Here is a 17,922-nt window from a genome sequence, read left to right as displayed (position 1 = left end):
GCCGGATCAGGCGTACGAGGCGCCGTCCGCCGCTTCCCGCGGGTGGCGGACGAAGCCGGGGCTGAGGACGCGGTCGTCGTAGGTGCGGTGGAAGACCGGGGTGGTGGCCCCGGACATGGGCGGGACGATCCAGGCCCAGTCGGCCTGGACCTCGCGGCCCTTGCGCCGCTCGCGGTCGAGGTGCTGGAGGAAACGTTCCGCCTCGGTGTGGTGGTCGGCCAGGGTGACTCCGGCGCGGTCGAAGGAGTGCAGGACGGCGCGGTTGAGCTCGACCAGGGCGCGGTCCTTCCACAGGGAGCGGACGCTTCCGGTGTCGATGCCGAGACTGTCCGCGACGCGCGGCAGGAGGTCGTAGCGGTCGACGTCGGCCAGATTGCGGGCGCCGATCTCCGTCCCCATGTACCAGCCGTTGAAGGGCGCCGCCCCGTAGCAGACGCCGCCGATCTCCAGGCACATGTCGGAGACGGCGGGGACCGCGTGCCAGCGCAGTCCCCACTGGGCGCTCCAGGGGCGCTCGGGGTGGTCGAGCGGCACGTGCAGGACGGCGTCGGAGGGCAGGTCGAACAGCCGGGGCTTGTCGTCGACGCCCTCGACGATCAGCGGGAGCACGTCGAAGGCGGTACGCGGGCCGCCGGGCCAGCCGAGCCGCGCCGCGAGGCCGGTGATGTCCGCGGTGCGCGGGTCACCGGTGACCGTGCCGTCGGCCGCCCGGTATCCGGCGTAGCGGATGAGCTGCTCGTTCCTGATCCGCGGGCCGCGCCGCTCGGGGGCGTCAGGGGCGAAGACCGAGATCAGCGGCCTGATCCGGCCGCCGTTGGTGGCGATCCGCAGATGCGTCGCGCACTCCTCGGCGATCTCCTCCGCCTCCGTGACGTGCCGCAGGTCGCGCACCTGCAAGGACCGCCAATAGAGCCGCCCGATACAGCGGTTGCTGTTGCGCCACGCGACCCGCGCGCCGAACGCCAGCTCCGCCGAGGTGTGTTGATACGTGCCTGTGTCGCCGATCTCCGCGCGCACCGCCGTGAGCCTGCTGTCCAGGTCGCCCGCGGCGGGCTCCTCGCCGTGATAGAGCCGCAGGAACTCCTCGGCCTTGCGCCCGAGTTCACGCGCCGCCCTGAGCTTCGCGCGCCCCGCCATCACATCGACGGGGGCCGCCGGTGGCAGCGGCTCGCGCCCCGCGTCGTCCTGCCCTGCCGTGTCGCGCTGCCGGAGTCCCGGTCTGTTCAGGATTCTGAGTATCACAGGCACCTCGGATCGACGAAGGGCTGACCTCGATCGACGGTCCCGGAATTCACTCCCCGGTGTGACACGACCGTCGGCAGTGATCACAGTTGGCCGGACTCCGTCCGAACCGCGTCGCCTTCTGCCCGCCGACACGTCCGGGTCCGACCGCCGCCGGACCGTACGGCGGCGGTCGCGTGCGCACTACGCTGGCAGACCGGTCGGGACGGGCCCGGCCCGAGAGGAGTCCCGTTGCCGCTCACCACCGAGGACCGCGTCGCCGTCACCGAGCTGATCCACCTGCACGGCCACCTCTTCGACGGCGGCGAACTCGACCGGCTGGACGAGCTGTTCACCGCCGACGTGGTCTACGACGTGAGCGACTACGGCGGCGGAGCGCTCGTCGGCATCGCGGCCGTCCGGGAGGCGGCGCTCACGCTCGGCGACCGCAATCCCGTCGCCCACCACGTCACCAACGTCGTCATCACCGAACTGCCCGACGGCGCCGTCCGCGTCCGGTCCAAGGGCTTCGGCGTCAACACCGACGGCACGTGCGGGAGTCTGACGTACGACGACCGGGTGACGCGCGGCGCCGACGGCTGGCGGATCAGCCACCGTACGCTGCTGGCCCGGCGGATCCCGCTGAACGGCGTCGGCCGGGAGCCAGGACCCAGCGCCTGAGCCGACCCCCCTTCGCCTCGGCGTCAGTCGAGGCGACGGACCGGCGCGCCCGCCAGATACGCCCGGATGTCCTCGACCGCCTGCCCGTAGTACGTACGGTAGTTGGCCTCGGTGACATAGCCGAGGTGCGGTGTGGCCAGCAGCCGGGGCGTGGAACGCACGGGGTCGTCGGCCGGAAGCGGCTCGATGTCGAAGACGTCCAGGCCCGCTCCGGCGATCCGGCCCTCGCGCAGGGCGGCGAGCAGCGCCGCCTGGTCGACGATCGCCGAGCGCGAGGTGTTCACCAGATACGCGGTCGGCTTCATCAGCGCCAGTTCCGCCGCGCCGATCAGGCCGCGACTGCGCTCGCCCAGGGCGAGGTGGACGGAGACGAAGTCGCTGGTGGCCAGCAGTTCCTCCTTGGTGGCCAGGCGTGCCGCACCGACCTCGGCCGCCCGCTCGTCGGTCAGATTCCCGCTCCAGGCCACCACGTCCATGCCGAAGGCGAGCCCGACGGCCGCCACCCGCCCGCCGATCCTGCCGAGCCCGAGCAGACCGAGCCGCGCGCCGTGCAGGTCGGCGCCGACCGTCGTCTGCCAGGGGCCGCCCGCGGCGAGGTTGGCGCTCTCCGGCACGATGCCCCGTGCCAGTCCCAGCAGCAGCGCCCACGTCAGCTCGACCGGCGGGGTGCCGGCGCTCTCCGTACCGCACACGGTCACGCCGTGCTCCCGCGCGGCGGCGTAGTCGATCACCGAATTGCGCATCCCGGAGGCGATCAGCAGCTTCAGCCGGGGGAGCGCGGCCAGTACCGAGGCGGGGAAGGGCACGCGCTCGCGCAGGGTCACGACGATGTCGAAGTCGGCCAGGGCCGCGACGAGTTCGGCCTCGTCCGCGACATGACCGGGGAAGCCGACGACCTCGACCTCGTGGGTCAGCGAGGACCAGTCGGCGAGCGTCGTGGCGACGCCCTGGTAGTCGTCCAGCACGGCGCAGCGCAGTCGCATCTCGGTCTTCTCTCCGTCAGGGTGCGGGGGTCGAGGGCTTGGACGGTGTCCCGGCGCTACTCGGGCACGCGGCGTGCCAGCAGCCCGCTGGCCAGGACTTCCAGCGTCTCGCGGACCGTCGCGGCGAAGTCCAGCCGCAGCGCCTCGAGCGCCGGGTCGGCGTCATAGGCGGCCAGCATCGCCGCCGACGGGTGGGCGTGCGTCCACACGGCGCCCGTGACCATCACGGCCGCGCCCGCGTACCGCAGCGCGTCGCCCTCGCCCAGTTCCGGCACGTGCCGCCGTACGAGGTCGGCCAGCGCGTACACGTTCCGGACGGCGGTGCGCTTGTAGTCGGCGGCGACCTCGGGCGAGACATTGCGCTCCAGCACGGCGGCCTGGGCGCCGGTCAGGTCGCAGAACACCGGGCGGACCGCCAACGACCCGGCGAGGACGGCCGCCGCCTGGTCGCCGCGGTGCCGGGGCGGCGCGCCGGGGTCGACCTCGTCGTCCAGTTCGGGTCCGAGATGCGCCAGCCACTCCCGGAAGGCGACGTCGAGCAGTTCGAGCAGCACGGCCTCGCGGGACTCGAAGTAGCGCAGCACATTCGACTTCGCCAGGCCGACGCGGCGGCTCAACTCGTTGAGGCTGACCTCGGCCACCGGCATCTCGGCGAGCATCGCGGACGCGGTGTCCAGGATCGCCTGGCGGCGCTGGGCGCGCTGCTCCTCGCTGCGGGCGCGCTGGAAAGTCGTGGGCATGCCCACATTCTACGGACCTGCGGTCTGTTGTTATCGGACCGCCGGTCTGATAGCGTGAAACGTAACAGACCACCGGTCCTTTATTGAGGTGTCCCGGCACGGACGCCGAAGGAGTCACCATGTATGTCGTCCCCGACCAGACCGGCCGTAAGGCCGTCGTGACCGGCGCCAACAGCGGCACGGGCAAGGAGGCCGCCCGCCGCCTCGCCGCCGCGGGAGCGCAGGTGATCATGGCCGTACGCACTCCGGACAAGGGGGAGCGGGCCCGCGCTGAGATCCTGGAGCGGCACCCGGACGCCCGCCTGGAAGTGCGCCGCGTCGACCTCGCCGACTTGGCGTCGGTCCGCGCGTTCGCCGACGGCGTGCTCGCCGACCCCGCCCCGCTCGACCTGCTGGTCAACAACGCGGGCGTGATGGCCCCGCCGACCCGGATGACCACCGCCGACGGCTTCGAGCTGCAATTCGGCAGCAATTTCCTCGGCCCGTTCGCCCTGACCGTCCGGCTGCTGCCCGCCCTGCTCGCCGCCACCGCGCCGCGCGTGGCGACCATGAGCAGCGGCACGGCCGCCTACGGGCGGATCGGCTTCGACGACCTCCAGTGGGAGCGACGCCGCTACCGCCCGAATCTCTCGTACGCCCAGTCCAAGCTCGCCGACCTCATCCTCACCCGGCAGTTGGCCGCCCTCGCCGCCGACCGCGGCTGGAATCTGCTGAGCACCGCCGCCCACCCCGGCTACACCACCACCAACCTGCAAACCGCGGGCGCGAGCCTGGGCGGCGAGCCGTCACGACTGCACAGGCTCGGCAGGCGGCTGGACTTCCTGCCCCGCCAAGGGGTCGAGCAGGGCACGGAACCGCTGCTGTTCGCCGCGGCCGATCCCGGAGCCGTCGCGGGCGGCTACTACGGCCCGGGCCGACGCCTCGGCCTGGTCGGCCCGACCACGACCGCGCGCATCACCCGCAGAGCGCTCGACCCCGCGACCAACGCCCGGCTGTGGGCGGCGGCCGAGCGCCTGACCGGTGTCACCGTGCCCGAGACCGCGCCGACCGGGACGACCGGGCCAGGGGCGACCATCCGCGGGACGACCGCGCCCGGGACGACCGCGCCCGCGACCCCGCCCGGACCCTGAGGTCCGCGCCGCCTCAGCCCGCCGCCAGCAGCGCGCTGAGCGCACTGGCCTGAGTGCGCCAGTCGCGCACATTGGGATGGTCCGTGCTGCCCTGGCCCGACCAGCGCTCGCCGAGACGGTTGAGCGAATCGCGGTCCGCCGACCAGATCGAGTTGCCCTGAGTGGTGGCGAAGCCGCGATAGGCGCCGCCGGTCGCGCCGTTGAGGTCCTGGAGGTAGCGCATGAAGACGCCCTTGAACTGCTTGGCGTTGTCGTCGCAGGTCGCGTTCAGCGCGTCGCACTGCTCGGTGAGCAACCCCGAGGTGACCAGCGACGGTGCCGCGACCGCGGCGTCGGCCAGTTGGCGCGCCTTCGCCAGCGCCGTACCGTCACCCGTGGCCCGCCAGATCTCCACCGCGGCCCCGATCGCCAGGCCCTGGTTGTAACTCCAGACCGTCTGGCCGTTGTTGGCGCAGCCGCCGGTCAGCCCGTCGTTGACCAGCCCGGACGCGTTGATCAGACCGCTGTTCCTGAACCAGTTCCAGGACGTGGTCGCCCGGCCCAGCCAGGTCGTGTCCCCGCTGATCCGGTTGTGCAGCTCTGCGGTCAACCGCACGTACAGCCCGTTGGTCACCGCGTTCTTGTACGTCCGCTCGCGGTCCCACCACACCCCGCCCCCGCAGGTGCTGGTGTCCCACAGCCCGTTGACGTACGTGGCGATCGTGACGGCCTCGTTGAGATACGTGACGTTGCCGGTCAGGTCGTAGGCGTCGATCCAGGCCAGGGCCCACCACTCGGCGTCGTCGGTGGCCCGGCTGATGAAGTCGCCGTCGATCGGGTCGGAACTGCGGGCCCCGGCGGGGAAGGCGGCCTTGTTCACCTGGAAGGTGCGCGCCACCACCCACAGATAGCGGGTGTCGCCGGTCTGCCGCATGTAGTCGATCACCGTGCTGAGCGCCACCGCGGAGTTCCACCAACTCGATGGCCAGTAGGCGGTGTTCGGGTCGTAGGAGTACATGAGGGCGTCGGCCGCCGCCGCGCTGCGGACCGTCGTCGGCCGCGCCCACGCGGTGCAGCTCCCGTTCTGGCCCTCGACGGCCCGGCCGCAGGCGCGCACCGCGCCGCCGTAGAGCTTGCCGAGCGGATCGGAGGTGTTGAACTCCGCTGTCCTGGTGCCCGACGCGCCGGACGGCACGGATGTCCGCCCCTTCGACGATCCGTCGGGCCAGCTCGCGCCGCCGTCCCACGAGCGGTCGAGCCAGATCTCGTCGCCCGCGCCGCCGCCGGAGACCGTGCCCCAGGCCATCCCCGAGTTGTCCATGTGCAGCGCGATGGTCCGCCCGTTGAGCGTCGCGTCCGCCACCGGCCGGGTGTCACCGGTGCCCGTGGACACATCGGCGCCGTCGCAGCGCGCGGCACACACGCTCAGCCGCGCCCAGCCCGTACAGCCCACGCCCTGCGCGTCCCCGCACGCCCGCAGTACGGCGCGCCGGTGGTGGGTGGGGTCGTAGAGGTTGTACATCAGGGTGCGCGTGCCGGTCCAGGTCGACGGGATCGAGGCCCTGCCCAGCAGCCCGTCCCAGGTCGTCCCGCCGTCCCACGAGCGGTCCAGCCACACCGAGTCGTTGAGCTGTCCCGCGTCGATGGACGCCCAGGCCATGCCGTCGGCGTCCGAGACGTGCAGCGAGACCCGGCGGCCGTTGAGGGTCTTGTCCGCCACCGGGAAGGTCTCCTGCCCTGCCAGTGACGGGTCGCGGGTGTCGCAGTAGACCGCGCACACGGTCGTGGCGTCGTTCGGCGCGGCGAGCGCGACCGGCGACACCGTAAGCGACGGCTCCGCGGACGGCGGCTCCGTGGACGGCGGCTCCGTGGGCACAGGCCCCGTGGACGACCGTCCCGTGTGCGACGACGCCGCAGCCGCGGAGGACGACGAGCCGCCCGCAGGCGAGGCCGACGCGATGCCCGGCTGCGCGGCCAGGACGAGCAAGGCGAGGAGAAGAACGCGCCACAACCACCGTCTGCTCACACGACACCCCTGTCCGGGACCGGGCGGAACGGGTCACGCCGCGCTCGACCGCGCGGCACGGCAACTCCGGTCGAAGCGCGGGCACTTCACCGTTTCTCACGTTGCAATTCCACATTGAGACAGCGTTGTCATGCACAGTCAACCCCTTGGGTCACCCGCGTCCCACGGCAACCGTCCGCCGCGGCCACCGTGGCCCGTTCGGCCCATTAACGGCTGCGCCTCACCCGGACAGTCGACAGAGTGCTCGAAAGGACCGTCATGGCCCTGACCGCACCGGGGATTTCGGACGGCAGGGCGCGTCGGACCACGGAAGCGATCGCACGACAGCGCGACCGCGCCACGGAGCGGTCGGAAGACAGAGAACTCGGGATGAGGAGCACGCCGGTATGGATCTCGCCGCCACCGTCGACAGTCTGATGGAACAGCTCACCGCCGACCTGGTGCGGCTCGCCGAGATTCCCTCGATCGCCTTCCCTGGCTACCCCGCCGCGGAGGTGAACCGGGCGCACGACCTGCTGGTCGAGCTCCTGAGGGACGCCGGGGTCGAGCACATCGAGCGGATCGACCTGCCCGACACCTCACCGGTCATCTACGCCGAGATCCCGCCGCCGACCCCCGACGCGCCGACCGTACTGCTCTACGGGCACTACGACGTCCAGCCGTCCGGCGACGAGTCGGCCTGGCAGTCGCCGCCCTTCGAGCCCACGCCCATCGAGGGCGGCCTGCGGGCCCGCGGCATCGCCGACGACAAGTCGAACGTCATGGCCCACCTCGGCGTCCTGCGCGCGTACGGCGGCCGGCCGCCGACCGGCGTCAAGATCGTGCTGGAGGGTCAGGAGGAGTACGGCAGCGCCTTCGACGACTACCCGCCGACCGACCCCGAGCGCTTCGCCTGCGACGCCATGGTCATCGCCGACATGGGCAATCTGCGGCCCGGCACCCCCACCCTGACCACGGGTCTGCGCGGAGTCGCCGAGGTCGTCGTGGAGGTGCGGACGCTCGCCGAGGCCCGGCACAGCGGCGAATTCGGCGGCGCCGCGCCCGACGCGCTGCTGGCCCTCATCCAGGCGCTCGCCTCGCTGCACGACGCGGCCGGTGACGTCACGGTCGAAGGGCTGCGCCGCGAGCCGTGGGACGGGGCCTCGTACACCGAGGAGGAGTTCCGCGCGCTGGCGACCGTGCCCGACGGCACACCGCTGATCGGCACCGGCAGCCTCGGCGAGCGGCTGTGGAGCGGCCCTGCCGTCACCGTGATCGGCATGGACACCCCCACCGTGGACGGCGCCGCGTCGGCCGTGGTGCCGTACGCGCGCGCCAAGCTCAATCTGCGCGTGCACCCCTTGCAGGACCCGAAGGAGGCCACCGACGCGCTGGTCAGGCACCTGCGCGAGCACCGGCCCTTCGGCATCGAGCTGACCGTGACCCCCAGCGACGCGGGCCCCGGCTTCGAACCGGCCACCGACGGCCCCGCCTACCGCGCCGCCCGCACCGCGCTGCGCGAGGGCTGGGGCGAGGAGGCCCAGCTCGCCGCCAGCGGCGGCTCCATCCCGCTGGTCAACGGCCTCGCCAAGGCCGTACCCCACGCGGAGGTGCTGCTCTTCGGCGCCCAGGACAGCATGTGCAATCTGCACGCCCCCAATGAGCGGGTGCTCTTCTCCGAGCTGCGCGGCGCCGTCATCGCGGAGGCGGCCTTCCTCCGGGAGTACGCGGCGGACTTCCGCGCGGCGGGCGGGGCGCGGTGAGCGGCGATACGGCGCCGGGCGCCGACGCGGCCGATGCCAACGGATCCACCGCCTACCGGGACACCGGGACGGCGGGGACCACGGCCGGGGACTCCGCCGGCGGCTCCGGCACCGGCACCACGGGTGACGGCGACCCGGGCCGACAGCCGCCCAAGAAGCACAAATTCACCTTCCCCAGCGCCCTGACCATCCTCGCCCTGGTCACCCTCGCGGTGTGGGCGCTGGCGTTCCTGATCCCGTCGGGCGAGTACAAGCGGAAGGACACGGGCGCGCCCATCCAGGGCACGTACCACCGTGTCTCGTCCGGGCTGAGCTTCGTCGACCACCTCAAGGACCTGTTCCTCTCGCCGGTCAACGGCCTGTACGGCATCCAGAACGCCAAGACCGGCTTCGTCGCGCCCGACAACTCCGGTGACCTGTACGGCAGTGCGGGCGTCTTCCTGTTCGTGCTCGCCATCGGCGCGTTCATCACCGTGGTCTTCGCCACCGGCGCCCTGGACCGCGGCATCGCCCGCCTCGCGCACGCCCTGCGCGACCGCGGCGCGCTGCTCATCGCGGGCATCATGGTGACCTTCTCCGTGCTCGGCACGGTCGAGGGCTTCGCCGAGGAGACCCTGGGCTTCTACGGCCTGATCGTGCCCCTGATGCTGGCGCTGGGCTACGACCGCATGGTCGCCACCGGCGCGATCATCCTCGGCGCGGGCGTCGGCGTGCTGTGTTCCACGGTCAACCCGTTCGCGACCGGCGTCGCCTCGTCGGCCGCCGACATCTCGCTCGGCGACGGCATCGTGCTGCGCTTCGTGATGTGGATCGTGCTGACGACCGTGACGGTCGCCTACGTCGTCCGCTACGGCAAGCGCGTGCAGAAGAACCCCGACCGGTCCCTCGTCGGCTTCCTGCCCGGCGACCGGGAGCAGGGCGTCGACCGCGACCAGGAGCCGCCCGAGCTGACCGGCCTGCACAAGGCCGTACTGATGGCCGTCGGCCTGGTCTTCGCCTTCATGATCTTCTCGGTGGTGCCCTGGTCGAGCGCGCTGACCGGCAAGGCCGACGCGACCCCGTACGCCTGGGAACTGGACTGGTCCTTCGCCGAACTGGCCGCGCTGTTCCTGGTCGCCGCGGTGATCATCGGACTAGTCGGCCGCATGGGGGAGCAGAAGCTCAGCGCCACGATCATCCAGGGCGCGGCGGACTTCATCTCTCCCGCGCTGGTCATCGTGCTGGCCCGCGGCGTCACCGTGATCATGAACAACTCCAAGGTCACCGACACCGTGCTGCACTCCATCGAGGGCGTCGTCTCCGGCACGTCCAACTCGGTGTTCGGCATCATCGTCTTCCTGGTCAACCTGCCGCTGGCCTTCCTCATCCCGTCCACCTCGGGGCACGCCACCCTCGCCATGCCGATCCTGGCCCCGCTGGCCGACTTCGCCGGGGTCTCGCGCTCAGTCGTCGTCACCGCCTGGCAGTCGGCCAGCGGCTGGATGAACCTCTGGGTGCCGACCACCGCCGTCACCATCGGTGGTGCGGCCCTGGCCAAGGTCCGCTACGACCAGTACCTGCGCTTCATCTGGCCGCTGCTGGCCATCCTCTTCGTCATGATCTGCGGCTTCGTCGCCGTCGGCGCGGTCGTCACCTGACGCCCGGCGGGACGCCGTTTTGCCGGAACGGCAACGGAATTGGCCTGCGCTCCGGCCGGGCCCGCACACTCGCGGCAACGGCTCACGGCGTGCCGGGTCTCCCGGCCCGTGCACGACGTACGCCGCAGGTCAGACCGCCGCGAGCGCGGCCCGAAGCTCCGGGAGGAAGCAATGGCGCAGCCCACCCGTCCACAGCCGACCCGTCCGCACTCCGCGGCCACCGAGGACCCCGCGGCCGACGCGCGGCACCGGCTGGTCGACGTGCCCGGCGGCCGCATCCATCTGGTCGAGCAGGGCGCGGGACCGCTGGTCCTGCTCGTGCACGGCTTCCCCGAGTCCTGGTACTCCTGGCGCCACCAGCTCCCGGCCCTCGCCGCGGCGGGCTACCGCGCCGTCGCCGTCGACGTGCGCGGCTACGGCCGCTCGTCGAAGCCCGCGGAGCCCGAGGCGTACCGCATGCTCCAGCTCGTCGCCGACAACGTGGCGCTCGTCCGCGCCCTCGGCGAGCGGACCGCGACGGTCGTCGGCCACGACTGGGGCTCGCCCGTCGCCGCCAACTCGGCGCTGCTGCGGCCGGACGTCTTCACCGCCGTCGGCCTGCTCAGCGTGCCCTACGCACCGCGCGGCGGCCCCCGGCCCACCGAGGCGTTCGGCGCCATCGGCGGCGACGAGGAGTTCTACGTCAGCTACTTCCAGGAGCCGGGTCGGGCCGAGGCGGAGATCGAACAGGACGTGCGCGGCTGGCTCGCGGGCTTCTACGCGGCGCTGTCGGCCGACACGATGCCGGCGGCGGGGGAGAGCGACCCCCACTTCGTACCGCCCGCCGCCAAGCTCTCCGACCGCTTCCCCACCGGACGGCTGCCCGGCTGGCTGACCGAGCGCGACCTGGACTTCTACGCGGGCGAGTTCGAGCGGACCGGACTGACCGGGGCGCTCAACCGCTACCGCAACGTCGACCGCGACTGGGCGGACCTCGCGCCCTGGGACGGCGCTCCGATCCGGCAGCCCTCGCTGTTCATCGGCGGCGACCTCGACGCCTCCACCACATGGATGGCCGGCGCCATCGACGCGTATCCGAGCACCCTGCCCGGACTGGTCTCCTCGCACATCCTCAAGGGCTGCGGGCACTGGATCCAGCAGGAGCGCGCCGAGGAGGTCAGCGGCCTGCTGACCGACTGGCTGGCCGCGCTGCCCGCACCGCGCGAGGATTGAGGGGTACGCCGCACGGTCGCGGTGGGATGTCCACCGTTTCCGCCGCCGCACCACGGGCAGGCGACCGTCCGTGATGCCACCACCGGCATCGCGAATCCGCCGACCGACCAGGAAGAGGACACGATGTCCGACCGCATGACGGACGACGGCATGGGGGACGACGTCTACCAGCCGGACGGGAGCGAGATCCAGGAGGACGCGGGCCCGCTGGAGCCCGAGGACACCCTGGTCGACCGGGGCGTCGAGGACGTCCTGGACGAGGGGTACTCGCCGCCCGAGCGGCCCTTGGCCGTCGAGCAGAACGGCACCACGGCCGAGGAGCAGCGCGACGGCGACTCGCTGGACCAGCGGCTGGCCAGGGAGCGCCCCGACACCCCGCAGTTCCCCGACGGGGACGGCCTCGGCGACGCCGCCGACACCGACGGGGAACTGCTCGACCCCGAGGCGGGCGACCTGCGCGCGGGCCGGCTGACCAGCCCGGAGCAGTGGGTGGACAGCCCGGTCCAGGACGGTGTGGCCGACGACGTCGGCATCGACGGCGGCGCCGCCTCCGCGGAGGAGGCCGCCGTGCACCTCCTGGACGACCCGGAGTCCCTGCCGGGCGACGACGCCTGACATCCCCCGGCGCCCGAACCCGGACTCCTGACCCCCGGCGCCTCCACCCTCGACAGCCGAACCCCCTCGACAGCCGAACCCCCTCGACACCCGAACCCCCTCGACACCCGAACCCATGCGACACCCCGAGCCCGACGCGGCTCGCGACAGCGACCTCCGGCCACCGCCGGAGGTCGCTGTCGTACGGTCCGCGACCGGTTCGCGGGGGCCTTCTGCGACCGTTCACTTCACGAACCCATGGCCTGAGATCAACGGGGTATGAGTGGGAGGACGTCGGATCGTCGCTCACGCAGGGTCGAGAGGGTCAGTGAATGCAGCAGTGGAACGGTCGTCCCTATCCGCTCGGAGCCACGTACGACGGCTCGGGCACCAACTTCGCCCTGTTCTCCGAGGTGGCGGAGAAGGTCGAGCTGTGCCTCGTCGATGACGCGGGACGGGAACAGCGCCTCACGCTGACCGAAGTGGACGGATTCGTCCGGCACGCGTATCTGCCGGGCGTCGGCCCCGGCCAGCGTTACGGCTACCGCGTGCACGGCCCGTACCGGCCGGACGAGGGGCATCGCTGCAATCCGGCGAAGTTGCTGCTCGACCCGTACGCCACGGCAGTGGAAGGCCAGGTCGACGGTGACGAGTCGGCGTTCGGCCACCGCTTCCACGCGCCCGAGGAGCAGAACACGATGGACAGCCTCGGCCACGCCATGCTGTCGGTGGTGACCGATCCGTCCTTCGACTGGGGGGACGACCGCGCGCCGGGTCACTCGTACCACGAGTCGGTGATCTACGAGGCGCACGTGAAGGGTCTGACGATGACCCACCCGGGCCTGCCGGAGCGAATACGCGGCACCTACGCGGGAGTCGGGCACCCGGCGGTCATCGAGCACCTGAAGGAACTGGGCGTGACGGCGATCGAGCTGATGCCGGTGCACCAGTTCGCGCAGGACGGCCATCTGCGCGACCGTGGCCTGTCGAACTACTGGGGCTACAACACCATCGGCTTCTTCGCGCCGCACAACGCGTACGCGTCGAGCGGGGTACGCGGCCAACAGGTCACGGAATTCAAGGAGATGGTGAAGGCCCTGCACAAGGCGGGCATCGAGGTGATCCTCGACGTGGTCTACAACCACACCGCCGAAGGCAACCACATGGGGCCGACGCTCTCCTTCCGCGGCATCGACAACGCCTCGTACTACCGGCTGGTGGACGACGACCCGCGGCACTACTTCGACACCACCGGCACCGGCAACAGCCTGCTCATGCGGCATCCGCACGTCCTCCAGCTCATCATGGACAGCCTGCGCTACTGGGTCACCGAGATGCACGTGGACGGCTTCCGCTTCGACCTCGCGGCCACGCTGGCCCGGCAGTTCCACGAGGTGGACCGGCTCTCGTCCTTCTTCGACCTCGTGCAGCAGGACCCGGTGGTCAGCCGCGTCAAACTGATCGCCGAGCCGTGGGACCTGGGCGAGGGCGGCTACCAGGTGGGCAACTTCCCGTCCCTGTGGAGCGAGTGGAACGGCGAATACCGCGACACCGTCAGGGACTTCTGGCGCGGCGAGGACGGCACACTGCCCGCCCTCGCCTCCCGGCTCACCGGCTCCTCCGACCTCTACGAGGACGACAACCGCCGCCCGCGCGCCGGGATCAACTTCATCACCTGCCACGACGGCTTCACGCTGCGCGACCTGGTCTCGTACAACGACAAGCACAATGAGGCCAACGGCGAGGACGGCAACGACGGCGAGAGCCACAACCGTTCGTGGAACTGCGGAGCCGAGGGCGAGACCGACGACCCCGGAGTGCTCGCGCTGCGCGCCAGACAGCAGCGCAATCTGCTGACGACGCTGCTGGTCTCGCAGGGTGTGCCGATGATCGCGCACGGCGACGAGATGGGCCGCACCCAGCGCGGCAACAACAACGTCTACTGCCAGGACAACGAAACCGCCTGGGTGAACTGGACGTTGGACGCCGAGCAGCGCGAACTGTTCGACTTCACACGGCGGTTGATCAAGCTGCGCGCCGAGCACCCGGTGCTGCGCCGCCGCCGGTTCTTCCGCGGCGACACCGGGGGATCGGCCGTCGCGGACGCCGTGTGGTTCCGGCCGGACGGCGGTGAGATGTGCGAGGAGAACTGGCACCGCGGCGACGCGCGCGCCGTCGCCCTGCTGCTGAACGGCGACGCCATCACCGAGTCCGACCCGAAGGGCGGCCGGATCTCCGACACGTCCTTCCTGATCCTGCTGAACAGCCACTACGAACCGCTCGACTTCGTGATCCCCGAACGCGAGTACGGCGGCCTGTGGCAGGTCGCCGTGGACACCGCGGCCGAGGCCGACGGCACCGACGAGTCCGAAGTGAAGGCCGGCGGCCGGATCCGGGTCCAGGACCGGGGCATGATCGTGCTGATCGCCGTGCAGCGGCCCACGGGCGGTCGCCTGCGGCGCGCCATCAAGGCGTCCCGCATGCCGAGACGGCGAGGAGCGCGCACCTGACACCGAGGCGGCAGTGACCGTCGATTTCACTCTTCGGTCAACTTGTTGCGTAAAAAACATTGAAGTTTACGTCGTTCTTCTGATGGGATACCCCTTGCTCCGGCGCGCCCTGACACGCGCCGGAGCACACCGACGTTCGGCCGCGGTCTCGTACGGTGAGGGGGCGGGCCGCGAGTACGCGGATGGCGCGGGCCCGCGTGATCGTGGCTACCTCACGGAGGACGACATGAGCGGCAGCGCACGGCCGGGTCCCGGCAACGGCCTCACCGACGTCGAGGGAGTACGCGTCGGTCACGCCCAGCGGACCGGCGACGGCTGGCTCACCGGGACGACGGTGGTGCTGGCCCCCGAGGGCGGCGCGGTCACCGCGGTCGACGTACGCGGCGGCGGTCCCGGCACCCGCGAGACCGACGCCCTCGACCCGCGCAATCTCGTGCCGTACATCGACGCCGTGGTGCTCACCGGAGGCAGCGCCTTCGGGCTCGACGCGGCGGGCGGCGTGGTCGGCTGGCTGGAGGAGCGGGGCCGGGGCTTCCGGGTCGGCGGTCCCGGCCAGGTGGTGCCGGTGGTGCCCGCCGCCGCGCTGTTCGACCTCGGCCGCGGCGGCTCGTGGACGGCGCGACCGGGCGCGGAGACGGGCCTTGCGGCGGTACGCGCCGCGGCGGCGGCCCCGGAGGGCGCGCCGGTGCCGCAGGGCTGCGTCGGCGCGGGTACGGGCGCGGTGGCCGGCGGCCTCAAGGGCGGGGTGGGGACGGCCAGCACGGTCCTGGAGTCCGGCGTGACGGTGGCCGCGCTCGCGGTGCTCAACGCGGCCGGTTCCGTGGTCGACCCCGACACGGGCGCGCTCTGGGGCGCGAGACCGGGCCCCGCCGCCGCGGAATTCGCCCCGTACGGCCCGCCCGTCGCGGCCGACGCCCTGGAGCGGGCCCGACGCCGTACGGCCGCCGCTGCCGCCGAGAACGCCGAGCGGCGGAGCCACCCGCTCAACACCACGCTGGCCGTGGTCGCGACGGACGCCGTCCTCACCCGCGCCCAGGCGCGGAAGCTGGCGGGCACCGCGCACGACGGACTCGCCCGCGCCGTCCGCCCCGCCCACTCCCTGTCCGACGGCGACACCGTCTTCGCCATGGCGACCGGCCGCCGCCCCCTCGTCCCGCCGGGGACGGCCGACGCCGCCGACCCCGCCTTCGGCGTGCACATCGAGGCGGGCGCGATGAACGCCGTCCTCGAGGCGGGCGCCGACGCGCTCACCCGGGCCCTCCTGCACGCCGTCCTCGCCGCCGAGACGGTGGACGGACCGGGCGGCCTCTTCCTCTCGTACCGGGACGCGTACTACGGCACCTGATGGCTTCGGCGCGGCTTCGGCACGGCTTCGGTACGGCGCGGGGGAGCGGTGGGGCCCCCACCGCGCCGTACCGCGTACTCCGGCTTGCCGTCCCGGCGGGCTCAGGCTCCGTACGGGACCCCCGCGCGCGTCCTGGTCCTGCGACGGGCCGGGCGGACCGCGCGCACCGCGTCCTGGTGCACCCGCTCGATGAGCGCGCCGTAGGCGGTCACCATGCGGGTCTGGCTGAAGCGCTCGCGGCTGCGGGCCAGCGCCGGGGCGAAGTCGGCGGCCAGCGCCGCCGCCCGCGACCAGGCCGCGGCGATCGGCTCGGCCTCCGCCGGGGTGAGGAAGCCGTGCCCGGCGACCAGCTCCGCGCAGTCCCCGACATCGGTGGCCACCGGCACCGCGCCGCACATCATGCCCTCGATCAGGCACAGCGGCGCCGCCTCACCCGACGACGACGTCAGCGAGACCACGTCCGCGGCGGCGTACACCGTCTCCATGTCGTGCCGCACGCCCAGCAGCGACAGCCGCCGCAGCAGGCCGGGAGCGTCACCGAAGGCGGCCGTGATGTCCGCGGTCAGCTCCGGGTTCTCCGCGGTCATCCCGGCGCCGCACATCAGGACGTGCGCGCCGGGGTCCCGCCCGAGATGGATCCTGGCCGCCCGCAGGAACAGCGGCACGTTCTTCATCTCCGCGTAGCGGGCCGCGAAGACCGTGACGGGCGCGTCCGCCGCGATACCGAGCGAGGACCGCATCGCGGCCCTGCGGACCGCGTCGGGCCGGAACCGCAGCAGATCGACGCCGTTGGGAATGACGTGCATCAGCTCGGCAGGGATGCCCGCGGCCACGTACGCGGCCCTGGTCGACTCCGCGCAGCAGACGCAGGCCCGCACCCGGCCCGCCGCCACCGCGGCGCGCAGCGCGTCCAGCGCGGGGCCCTGATTCTCCGGATCGGACCTGTGCAGGCACACCACCACCGGCCGGTACGGCAGCCCGGCCTGATTGAGCAGCGCGAGCGGCTGTTCCTTGAGCGAGAGGAGTACGTCGGCCGCCGCCGTCGCCCTGGCGGTGGCCGCGAGCTCCGACCGGCTGAACACGCCGCCGCCGCTCTCGTGCCCGCCCTTGCGGCTGCCCGCCTCGGCGTCCTCCCGGCCTTCGCCGCCGAAACGGTCGCGCAGGGCCGACACCGGTACACCCGCCGCCGTGAGCGCCCGGTAGCAGGCGTCGTCGGACATCGGCTGCCTGGTCGCCTCGCGGTGCATCTCACCCTCGATGCTCAGCACCGCGTGCCGCTGCGCGCCGCCGCTGAGACCGCGCACGACGTCGCTGTGCAGAATCCTCGCACCGCCGGAAAAGAAGCCCTCGTAGATCGACAGCACACGCAGTTCGTTCATGACGCGCACCCATCGCAGGTCCCGCTCTGCGGGAAATCGACAAACCTGGTTGACCAGCGGATTAGCCGCGATGGGACCACCTAAAACTTGCGCGCGTGTGAATTCCAGATTTCACCGAGTGACGCTTTCTGTAACGTGCGGTGCGGATATGGAAATATGCACACCGAGGGGCGCCCGGCGGCCGGGCGATAACCGTGCCGTATTGCACGCGGCCGGACCGGGCGGCGTGCCCCGACTCCGGTGCCCCCGCCCGGTGTTGACCGCCGCGCGGTGCGCACTCGTGTGTGTGACCCGCGGGTCGCAGGGCAGACGGCCCCTATGGGAATCCTCAGTTGGGTCATCCTCGGTCTGCTCGCCGGGGCCGTCGCGAAGATTCTGCTGCCCGGTCGCGATCCGGGCGGCCTGATCGGAACCATCCTGATCGGCGTCGCAGGGGCGTTCGTCGGCGGCTGGCTGTCCGCCAAAATCCTCGACAAGCCGGTACAGCACCACTTCTTCGACGCCGCCACCTGGGGCGCGGCGATCGGCGGGGCGCTCGTGCTGCTCATCCTCTACCGCATCTTCTTCGGCGACTCGCGGGACGCGAGGCGCTGACCACCGGTCACCCGGGCGCACGGCCGGGGGGGGGGCCCCCCCCCCCGGGGGGGCCCCCCCCCGCCCCGGGCCCCCGCCCGTGGGGGGGGGGTTGTGAAAAAAAACCCCCCGGTTAAACGCGTGGGCCCCACCCCCCGCGGGGGGGTGTA

General features: G+C 72.3%; 14 protein-coding genes. 9 read left to right on the top strand and 5 right to left on the bottom strand.

What is annotated here, in order from left to right; genetic code table 11:
- Positions 1-6: 6 nt before the first annotated feature.
- Positions 7-1,137 (bottom strand): nitric oxide synthase oxygenase, encoded by a 1,131-nt coding sequence (locus ACIQCJ_RS17740; protein WP_391162209.1) that lies wholly within the window; start codon positions 1,135-1,137, stop codon positions 7-9.
- Between the two features lie 336 nt (positions 1,138-1,473).
- On the opposite strand from ACIQCJ_RS17740, the gene ACIQCJ_RS17735 reads away from it, so the two are divergent.
- Positions 1,474-1,902 carry a nuclear transport factor 2 family protein gene (locus ACIQCJ_RS17735; protein WP_391161855.1) on the top strand — a complete coding sequence of 143 codons (429 nt, stop codon included), beginning with the start codon at positions 1,474-1,476 and terminating at the stop codon, positions 1,900-1,902.
- Between the two features lie 23 nt (positions 1,903-1,925).
- On the opposite strand, the gene ACIQCJ_RS17730 is transcribed toward ACIQCJ_RS17735, so the two are convergent.
- Together ACIQCJ_RS17730 and ACIQCJ_RS17725 are read right to left on the bottom strand one after the other, a co-directional pair.
- Positions 1,926-2,885 (bottom strand): D-2-hydroxyacid dehydrogenase family protein, encoded by a 960-nt coding sequence (locus ACIQCJ_RS17730; protein ID WP_402711860.1) that lies wholly within the window; start codon positions 2,883-2,885, stop codon positions 1,926-1,928.
- A 56-nt stretch (positions 2,886-2,941) separates the two neighbouring features.
- Entirely contained in the window at positions 2,942-3,625 is a 684-nt protein-coding gene (locus ACIQCJ_RS17725) for a TetR/AcrR family transcriptional regulator (RefSeq protein ID WP_402711859.1), read from the bottom strand.
- Positions 3,626-3,744: 119 nt separating this feature from the next.
- Here ACIQCJ_RS17725 and ACIQCJ_RS17720 point away from each other — a divergent pair, with 119 nt between their 5' ends.
- Positions 3,745-4,755, top strand: a complete 1,011-nt coding sequence (locus ACIQCJ_RS17720; protein ID WP_402711858.1) for an SDR family oxidoreductase — start codon at positions 3,745-3,747, stop codon at positions 4,753-4,755.
- A gap of 13 nt (positions 4,756-4,768) precedes the next feature.
- Here the strand turns inward: ACIQCJ_RS17720 and ACIQCJ_RS17715 are convergent, their stop codons facing one another.
- Positions 4,769-6,760: a glycoside hydrolase family 76 protein gene (locus ACIQCJ_RS17715; RefSeq protein WP_402711857.1), complete on the bottom strand. Its 1,992-nt coding sequence runs from the start codon at positions 6,758-6,760 to the stop codon at positions 4,769-4,771.
- A 386-nt stretch (positions 6,761-7,146) separates the two neighbouring features.
- Between ACIQCJ_RS17715 and ACIQCJ_RS17710 the strand changes: the two genes are divergently transcribed.
- From ACIQCJ_RS17710 to ACIQCJ_RS17685, 6 genes are all read left to right on the top strand, one after another.
- Positions 7,147-8,502, top strand: a complete 1,356-nt coding sequence (locus tag ACIQCJ_RS17710) for a M20/M25/M40 family metallo-hydrolase (RefSeq protein ID WP_402711856.1) — start codon at positions 7,147-7,149, stop codon at positions 8,500-8,502.
- A gap of 182 nt (positions 8,503-8,684) precedes the next feature.
- On the top strand, positions 8,685-10,139 hold the full coding sequence (locus ACIQCJ_RS17705; RefSeq protein WP_402712125.1) for a YfcC family protein: 1,455 nt from the start codon (positions 8,685-8,687) through the stop codon (positions 10,137-10,139).
- A 171-nt stretch (positions 10,140-10,310) separates the two neighbouring features.
- On the top strand, positions 10,311-11,351 hold the full coding sequence (locus ACIQCJ_RS17700) for an alpha/beta fold hydrolase (RefSeq protein WP_402711855.1): 1,041 nt from the start codon (positions 10,311-10,313) through the stop codon (positions 11,349-11,351).
- A gap of 123 nt (positions 11,352-11,474) precedes the next feature.
- Positions 11,475-11,966: a DUF5709 domain-containing protein gene (locus tag ACIQCJ_RS17695; RefSeq protein WP_401725460.1), complete on the top strand. Its 492-nt coding sequence runs from the start codon at positions 11,475-11,477 to the stop codon at positions 11,964-11,966.
- A gap of 311 nt (positions 11,967-12,277) precedes the next feature.
- On the top strand, positions 12,278-14,455 hold the full coding sequence (glgX, locus tag ACIQCJ_RS17690) for a glycogen debranching protein GlgX (RefSeq protein ID WP_391049858.1): 2,178 nt from the start codon (positions 12,278-12,280) through the stop codon (positions 14,453-14,455).
- A 226-nt stretch (positions 14,456-14,681) separates the two neighbouring features.
- Positions 14,682-15,800, top strand: coding sequence for a P1 family peptidase (locus ACIQCJ_RS17685; protein WP_402711854.1), 1,119 nt, complete (start codon positions 14,682-14,684; stop codon positions 15,798-15,800).
- 101 nt (positions 15,801-15,901) lie between these two features.
- Here ACIQCJ_RS17685 and ACIQCJ_RS17680 read toward each other — a convergent pair whose 3' ends face one another.
- Positions 15,902-17,179 carry a glycosyltransferase gene (locus ACIQCJ_RS17680; RefSeq protein ID WP_402711853.1) on the bottom strand — a complete coding sequence of 426 codons (1,278 nt, stop codon included), beginning with the start codon at positions 17,177-17,179 and terminating at the stop codon, positions 15,902-15,904.
- A 318-nt stretch (positions 17,180-17,497) separates the two neighbouring features.
- Here ACIQCJ_RS17680 and ACIQCJ_RS17675 point away from each other — a divergent pair, with 318 nt between their 5' ends.
- Positions 17,498-17,773, top strand: coding sequence for a GlsB/YeaQ/YmgE family stress response membrane protein (locus ACIQCJ_RS17675; protein WP_402711852.1), 276 nt, complete (start codon positions 17,498-17,500; stop codon positions 17,771-17,773).
- Positions 17,774-17,922 lie beyond the last annotated feature (149 nt).

Origin of the sequence: Streptomyces sp. NPDC093221, from assembly GCF_044753885.1 — a bacterium.
Classification (GTDB): Bacteria; Actinomycetota; Actinomycetes; order Streptomycetales; family Streptomycetaceae; genus Actinacidiphila.
This window is presented reverse-complemented; position numbering and strand designations above follow the sequence as displayed.

What these genes read in the sequence shown, in the direction of transcription:
- ACIQCJ_RS17675 (WP_402711852.1), top strand. Translation starts at nt 17,498, where the DNA reads ATGGGAATCCTCAGTTGGGTCATCCTCGGTCTGCTCGCCGGGGCCGTC.
- ACIQCJ_RS17710 (WP_402711856.1), top strand. Translation starts at nt 7,147, where the DNA reads ATGGATCTCGCCGCCACCGTCGACAGTCTGATGGAACAGCTCACCGCC.
- ACIQCJ_RS17685 (WP_402711854.1), top strand. Translation starts at nt 14,682, where the DNA reads ATGAGCGGCAGCGCACGGCCGGGTCCCGGCAACGGCCTCACCGACGTC.
- glgX (WP_391049858.1), top strand. Translation starts at nt 12,278, where the DNA reads ATGCAGCAGTGGAACGGTCGTCCCTATCCGCTCGGAGCCACGTACGAC.
- ACIQCJ_RS17695 (WP_401725460.1), top strand. Translation starts at nt 11,475, where the DNA reads ATGTCCGACCGCATGACGGACGACGGCATGGGGGACGACGTCTACCAG.
- ACIQCJ_RS17730 (WP_402711860.1), bottom strand. Translation starts at nt 2,885, where the DNA reads ATGCGACTGCGCTGCGCCGTGCTGGACGACTACCAGGGCGTCGCCACG.
- ACIQCJ_RS17725 (WP_402711859.1), bottom strand. Translation starts at nt 3,625, where the DNA reads ATGCCCACGACTTTCCAGCGCGCCCGCAGCGAGGAGCAGCGCGCCCAG.
- ACIQCJ_RS17720 (WP_402711858.1), top strand. Translation starts at nt 3,745, where the DNA reads ATGTATGTCGTCCCCGACCAGACCGGCCGTAAGGCCGTCGTGACCGGC.
- ACIQCJ_RS17680 (WP_402711853.1), bottom strand. Translation starts at nt 17,179, where the DNA reads ATGAACGAACTGCGTGTGCTGTCGATCTACGAGGGCTTCTTTTCCGGC.
- ACIQCJ_RS17700 (WP_402711855.1), top strand. Translation starts at nt 10,311, where the DNA reads ATGGCGCAGCCCACCCGTCCACAGCCGACCCGTCCGCACTCCGCGGCC.
- ACIQCJ_RS17740 (WP_391162209.1), bottom strand. Translation starts at nt 1,137, where the DNA reads ATGGCGGGGCGCGCGAAGCTCAGGGCGGCGCGTGAACTCGGGCGCAAG.